The sequence below is a fragment of the Delftia sp. DLF01 genome, assembly GCF_014852125.1.
Taxonomy (GTDB): Bacteria; Pseudomonadota; Gammaproteobacteria; order Burkholderiales; family Burkholderiaceae_C; genus Comamonas; species Comamonas acidovorans.
Genome location: NZ_JACVAZ010000001.1, coordinates 1136183 through 1141484, shown reverse-complemented (window position 1 = coordinate 1141484; position 5302 = coordinate 1136183). Strand labels below are relative to the sequence as shown.

The 5302-nt window shown below is 67.3% G+C and carries 6 protein-coding genes; 4 read left to right on the top strand and 2 right to left on the bottom strand.

Features of this window, described 5'->3' with window-relative positions:
- Positions 1–65: 65 nt before the first annotated feature.
- Positions 66–512: a hypothetical protein gene (locus IB269_RS05015; RefSeq protein ID WP_157059697.1), complete on the bottom strand. Its 447-nt coding sequence runs from the start codon at positions 510–512 to the stop codon at positions 66–68.
- Positions 513–932: 420 nt separating this feature from the next.
- Here IB269_RS05015 and IB269_RS05010 point away from each other — a divergent pair, with 420 nt between their 5' ends.
- Positions 933–1253: a hypothetical protein gene (locus IB269_RS05010; protein WP_192366535.1), complete on the top strand. Its 321-nt coding sequence runs from the start codon at positions 933–935 to the stop codon at positions 1251–1253.
- A gap of 47 nt (positions 1254–1300) precedes the next feature.
- Here IB269_RS05010 and IB269_RS05005 read toward each other — a convergent pair whose 3' ends face one another.
- A complete protein-coding gene (locus IB269_RS05005; RefSeq protein ID WP_192366534.1) occupies positions 1301–2221 on the bottom strand; it encodes a LysR substrate-binding domain-containing protein in 921 nt (306 codons plus the stop codon).
- Between the two features lie 129 nt (positions 2222–2350).
- Here IB269_RS05005 and IB269_RS05000 point away from each other — a divergent pair, with 129 nt between their 5' ends.
- From IB269_RS05000 to IB269_RS04990, 3 genes are read left to right on the top strand one after another with little or no spacing between them, the layout of a single operon-like run.
- Complete coding sequence (locus IB269_RS05000) at positions 2351–3406, top strand: zinc-dependent alcohol dehydrogenase (RefSeq protein ID WP_156897996.1); 1056 nt, start codon at positions 2351–2353, stop codon at positions 3404–3406.
- Positions 3403–4188, top strand: coding sequence for a hypothetical protein (locus tag IB269_RS04995; protein WP_192366533.1), 786 nt, complete (start codon positions 3403–3405; stop codon positions 4186–4188). Before IB269_RS05000 ends, IB269_RS04995 begins: the two co-directional genes overlap by 4 nt.
- Before the next feature lie 37 nt (positions 4189–4225).
- A complete protein-coding gene (locus tag IB269_RS04990; protein WP_192366532.1) occupies positions 4226–5242 on the top strand; it encodes a Bug family tripartite tricarboxylate transporter substrate binding protein in 1017 nt (338 codons plus the stop codon).
- Positions 5243–5302 lie beyond the last annotated feature (60 nt).

Here is a 5302-nt window from a genome sequence, read left to right as displayed (position 1 = left end):
CACCCGTTGGTTCATTTGCCCGCAGGGGGCACTTGCAGCCAGGAGGCTCTCCACTGCCGCCCGCATCATGGCGACACAACCATCCATCCACTTGTCATGGACCGCGCAGGGGCCGCCGATTGGATTTTCCGGGTCATCTGGCGGCCATCGGTCGAAGTGATCTCGATACGCTCGACAGACTCACGCCCGGGCACGTTCATGGGACGGAACACGGCAGTGTTGCCGGATACGGACTCCAGCGACACAGACAGACGGGGAACCTGGGCGCCTTGCCGGAGTATGGCCAGTTCCGCTCCAGCTGCCTTGACCACGACCTGCTGGCGCCGCGCATCCAGCGCAACCACCTGCAACTCGGCCTGATCTGCTGTCGCCCAGCGCCAACGATCCCGGGCGGCGGCAGACCCATCTTGCTGCCCAGTCTGGGCCGTGGAGATCAGCGGCAGGGCAAATACTGCGAGCGCGATCAGCATCTGCGCAGCCGTGACTGCAATACCCCTGACTACTGCAGCCATGCCTGGCCACACATCTCCACGGGCCCACGATGGCCCAGGCATTGCCAGCGAAAAAATGGCTGGAATGCCTCTCTTGATATTTCCCATCCTCTCCTCCCCGGCGCCCTTGTTTTTGGCTAGCTTGCTAATCAAAAAACCTGACAGTCGTTAAATTTCTTTGATGTGCGCTGTCAAAGCTTCTTGCACAGCAGCGCACCACTTGAGCCCTTGGCTCAAGAATCCATCCCTCGAAACCCTTCGATAAATCCCAACAGCCCATGCACATGACCGGACCCATTTACGCGCATGCAGCGCCATCCCTCTCACTGGAGGCGCATACACGTCAAAAGGACGCTTACATCAGGCCATCCGCCAAGATCGGCAAGCCCCCATCCCTGGCATGCCTGTGGCGATGTACATAAGTCTGAAACGCGCAAACCCATGGAAATCGCCTCAAGGGCTCAATCCATGGGTTTACGAAAATCTTGTATTGGAAGCACAAAGCGCGTCTTTCGTAACGCTTTGTATGCAAGCATACCATCGAGTTATGCAATTCCACCAGAACAATCTTCAGGCCATTGGCTTGAGCAGCTCAGGCGAAGTGACCACATTCATCAAAAATCCGGTGGCTCATTGATTGTTTATCCAGTGCAATGGACTCGCTGGGGTTTGCCGAACTGGCCCGACAGCTATCTTTATTGCAGCAAGGTCGAACAGAGCCACCGTGCCGCTTTTTACCGCCCCGCCCTGTCTCCTCAGTGAAAGCATCAGACTGCGCACAGCATGCCCATCAAGACATCTGCACCCTGCTATCGCAGCCGCGCCAATCTCCGCCCGAACTGCTTCAACTCCAGCGCAGCAGCCTGCGCCACGCGTCCTGCATCGCTTTCGCCGTCAGCCGACCCGGCCACGGCCAGCACCGCCAGCCGGCTCTGGTAGCGCGATTCCTGCAGCGGCCTGAATACCAGCTTGCCCCGGTACAGCGAGGCAAAGGACGAGGGGACGATGGCCACGCCCAGGCCGCAGGCCACCAGGGCGAGCACGTTGACGAACTGGCCGGCCTCGTGGCGTATGGAGGGGGTGAAGCCCGCGTCCAGGCACAGGGCCACGGTGCGGTCGAAGTAGTCGGCGTCTTCGTAGCGTGCAAAGCCCACGAAGGGCTCATGCGCTGCCGACTGCAGCGGTAGCGCGCCTTCGCCAGCCGCCAGCGGATGGGACGGCGCCATGGCCAGGCAGTAGGGATCGTCCATGCCGGCCACTTCCTCGGCCAGTGGCTCGCCCTTGCCGGGGCGCCCGAAGCCCAGGTCCAGCTCTCCGGCGCGCAGGGCGCGCAGTTGCTGCGAGGTGATCATCTCGCGGGCTTCCACGCGCAGGTTCCAGCCGGCGTCGGCAATGCGGCGCAGCAGGCCGGGCAGCACCGAGTGCATTGCCGACGGAACCAGGCCCAGGCGAACCACGCCCTGGCGGCTTTGCTGGCGTTCGCGGGCGCGCAGCGGGGCCTGCTGGGCGCGCGCAAGAATGGCGCGCGCGTCCTCCAGCAGGGACTCTCCCGCAGGCGTGAGCCGCACGCCGCGCGGCAGCCGTGTGAACAGGGCTGCGCCCACCTCTTCCTCCAACTGTTTGAGCTGGGCCGACAGCGGCGGCTGGGCAATGAAAAGCTTGCGAGCGGCGCGGCTGACGTTGCCCTGCTCGGCCACGGCGACGAAATAGCGCAGGTGGCGCAATTCCATAGGTGTTCACCCTTTGAAAACATACTTGCTTCGTATGCTTCAGATACTAATTCAGTCTTGGACATACCTCTGACGTATGGAGACACTGCCGCCATCGCCAATTTCCAACGGGCCAGCGGCCCCCACGCCATGCAAGCACTGCGCAAGACCGAGCCGAGCCACGGCCTGACACTGACCCAAGCGGACATGCCCGCGCCCGGCCCTGGCGAAGTGCTGCTGCGCGTGCATTCGGCCGGTGTGTGCGGCACCGATCTGCACATTGCCGAATGGACCCGCAGCTACCACTTCCTAACCCCAGCCCTGCCCGTGACGATCGGCCACGAGTTCAGCGGCGAGATTGCCGCGCTGGGCGAAGGTGCCGGGAACCTGGCCCCGGGCCTGACCGTGGGCCAGATGGTGGCCGTGCGGCCCTCGGTCACCTGCGGCCGCTGCGCGGCCTGCACCAGCGGCAACTTCGATGGCTGTACCACGCGGCGCGGCATTGGCGTGCTGCGCAATGGCGGCTTTGCACCCTGGGCCGCCGTGCCGCTGCGCAACTGCGTGCCGGTCCCGGCCGGTGTGCAGGGCGATGTGGCCGCGCTGGCCGAACCGCTGACCGTGAGCCATGAGGCCGTGCGCACGGCCGGCGTGCGCCCCGGCCACCGCGTGCTGGTGCTGGGGCCGGGCAACATCGGCCAGGGCATTGCGCTGTTTGCGCGGGCCGCAGGCGCCGCCCAGGTGGTGGTGGCCGGGCATGGCGATGCGCCGCGCCTGGCGGTATTGCGCGCCATGGGCTTTGACGATGTGCTGGACTTCGAGGGCAGCGATATGGATGCGGCCCTTGCCCCCTATCTGGCCCGGGGCCGGTTCGATGCCGTGATCGAGGCCACGGGCGCGGCCGCCGTGATTGCGCCGGCGCTGCGCGCGCTCAAGGTGCATGGCGTGCTGGTGATCACGGGCATCCATGCGGCGCCCGTGCCCATCGACCTGACGGCGCTGGTGCGCAACCACCAGGAGCTGCGCGGCTCCTACCGCGCGCCCGAGAGCGCCTGGCCCGAGGTGGTGCGCTTCATGCAGGAGCACCAGCCCCTGCTGCGCCAGATGATCACGCACCGCGTGCCGCTGTCGCGTGCCGAGGAAGGCTTTGCGCTGGCGCGCGCGCGCCATGCCAGCAAGGTGCTGGTGCAGCCGGAGCACCAGGCATGAGTGGCAGCAACGCCTTTCTTGCACTGTGGAACGGACTTGACCGCAGCGATGCGCGCGAGGAATACGAGGCCTGGCACGCCATGGAACATGTGCCCGAGCGCGTGGGCCTGCCGGGATTTCTGTGGGGGCGCCGCTATGTACGCGGCTTGGATGCAGGCAGCTCGGATGCAGGCGGTGCGCCATCTGCCGCAGGCAGCAGCTACTTCACGGTCTATGGATTGCAGGGGCTGGATGCGCTGCAGACGGCGCAGTATGCCGATGTGATCGCCCATCCCACGCCCTGGTCCGCCCGCATGCGGCCCCGGCTGAGCGCATTTGTGCGCCGGCCCTGCGCGCTGTTGGCCACGGCAGGCGCCTCCACCGCCGCGCACCTGGTGGCGGTACGCGCCACCACCGCCGACCTGCCCGGCTGGTCCGCCGCAGCCACGCAGGCGCTGGCCGAGGCCGAGGACAGCGCCCTGCTGGTGCGCGCCAGCGCGGGCGCCGTGCCGCCCGCGCTGGACCTGGCCTACCCGGTGGGCGGCGAACGCATTGCCCAGGCCGTGGCCGGCCAGACCACGGTGGTGCTGCTGGCCGAGCATTGCACGGCCGAGGGCGCGCGCCAGGGTGCGCAGTGGCTGCTGGAGCGGCTTGCGCCCTGGGGCCTGCCGGGCGTGCAGGCCGAATCCTTTGTGCTGCAAAGCCAGGTGGTGCGCGGCGACCTGCCTGCGGATGTGTCACAGCGCCCGCACTCCCGATTGCCGCCGCGCCTGGGGCCCATGAACCGGTATTTTTCGCGCTGAAACCAGATTGCAGATGAACATTCCAGGAGACAAGAACATGAACAAGCCCCAGACAAGCAGGCAGCCGCTGCTGCAGTCGTCAACGCGCCGCGCCGCCCTGCTGTGGTGCGCTGCCGCGCTCTCGCCGGTCTTCCCCGCCCGTGCCGCAGGCGACAAGGATGCGTGGCCCACGCGCCCGCTGCGCTTGATCGTGGGCTATGCCAGCGGCTCCTCGCCCGACGTGCAGGCGCGCCTGCTGGCCGAGCCGCTGGGCCGCGCCCTGGGCCAGCCCGTGGTGGTGGAGAACAAGGGCGGCGCCAGCGGCAACATCGGCGCCGATGCCGTGGCCAAGGCCGGCGACGGCCATACGCTGGGCGTGATCGGCAATGGCCCGCTGACCAGTTCCAAATACCTCTACGCCCGGCTGCCCTACGACCCGGGGGGGGACTTTGCGCCCATCGCCATGATCGGATCGGCGCCGCTGGTCTGGGTGGCGCCGCGCGCCGCCGCCACCGATACGGCGGCCTACCTGCAGTCCCTGCGTTCCGAGAACGGCCAGTTCAACTTCGGCTCGGTCGGCAAAGGCCCGGGCACGCACCTGGGGGCCGAGCTGATCAAGGAATCCATGGGCCTGCACCTGGCCCATGTGCCCTACAACGGCGGCCCGGCCGTAGTGAACGCCCTGCTGGGCGACCAGGTACAGATGGCGCTGCTGCCGGCCTCCACCGTGATGCCGCTGGTGCAGTCGGGCAAGCTGGCGGCGCTGGCCGTGACCTCCAGCGAACGCAGCCCGCTGGCGCCCGGCGTGCCGTCCATGCGCGAGATCGGCGCGGGCGCGGTGGACATCGAGGTGTGGAATGCCGTGATGGCGCCGGCCTCCATGCCCGCAGCCCACCGCGCCCGGCTGTCGCAGGCGCTGGAGCGCATCCTGCATTCGCCCGAAGTGCGCGACAAGCTGCTGGCCCAGGGCTGGCGCGTGGACGATGTCGGCCCCGCCGCCCTGTCCGCACGCATGGCGCAGGACAACCGCACCTACGGCGCGCTGATCGCCAAGAAGAACATCCGGCTCGACTGAGCGGACAACGCCAGCCGAGGCGGCCCGGGACAGCACCAGGCAGCAAGCAACGGCCAGCGC

Excerpts from the sequence above, each read along its gene's own strand:
- IB269_RS05010 (WP_192366535.1), top strand. The coding sequence starts at position 933 with ATGGAAATCGCCTCAAGGGCTCAATCCATGGGTTTACGAAAATCTTGT.
- IB269_RS04995 (WP_192366533.1), top strand. The coding sequence starts at position 3,403 with ATGAGTGGCAGCAACGCCTTTCTTGCACTGTGGAACGGACTTGACCGC.
- IB269_RS05000 (WP_156897996.1), top strand. The coding sequence starts at position 2,351 with ATGCAAGCACTGCGCAAGACCGAGCCGAGCCACGGCCTGACACTGACC.
- IB269_RS05005 (WP_192366534.1), bottom strand. The coding sequence starts at position 2,221 with ATGGAATTGCGCCACCTGCGCTATTTCGTCGCCGTGGCCGAGCAGGGC.
- IB269_RS04990 (WP_192366532.1), top strand. The coding sequence starts at position 4,226 with ATGAACAAGCCCCAGACAAGCAGGCAGCCGCTGCTGCAGTCGTCAACG.
- IB269_RS05015 (WP_157059697.1), bottom strand. The coding sequence starts at position 512 with ATGGCTGCAGTAGTCAGGGGTATTGCAGTCACGGCTGCGCAGATGCTG.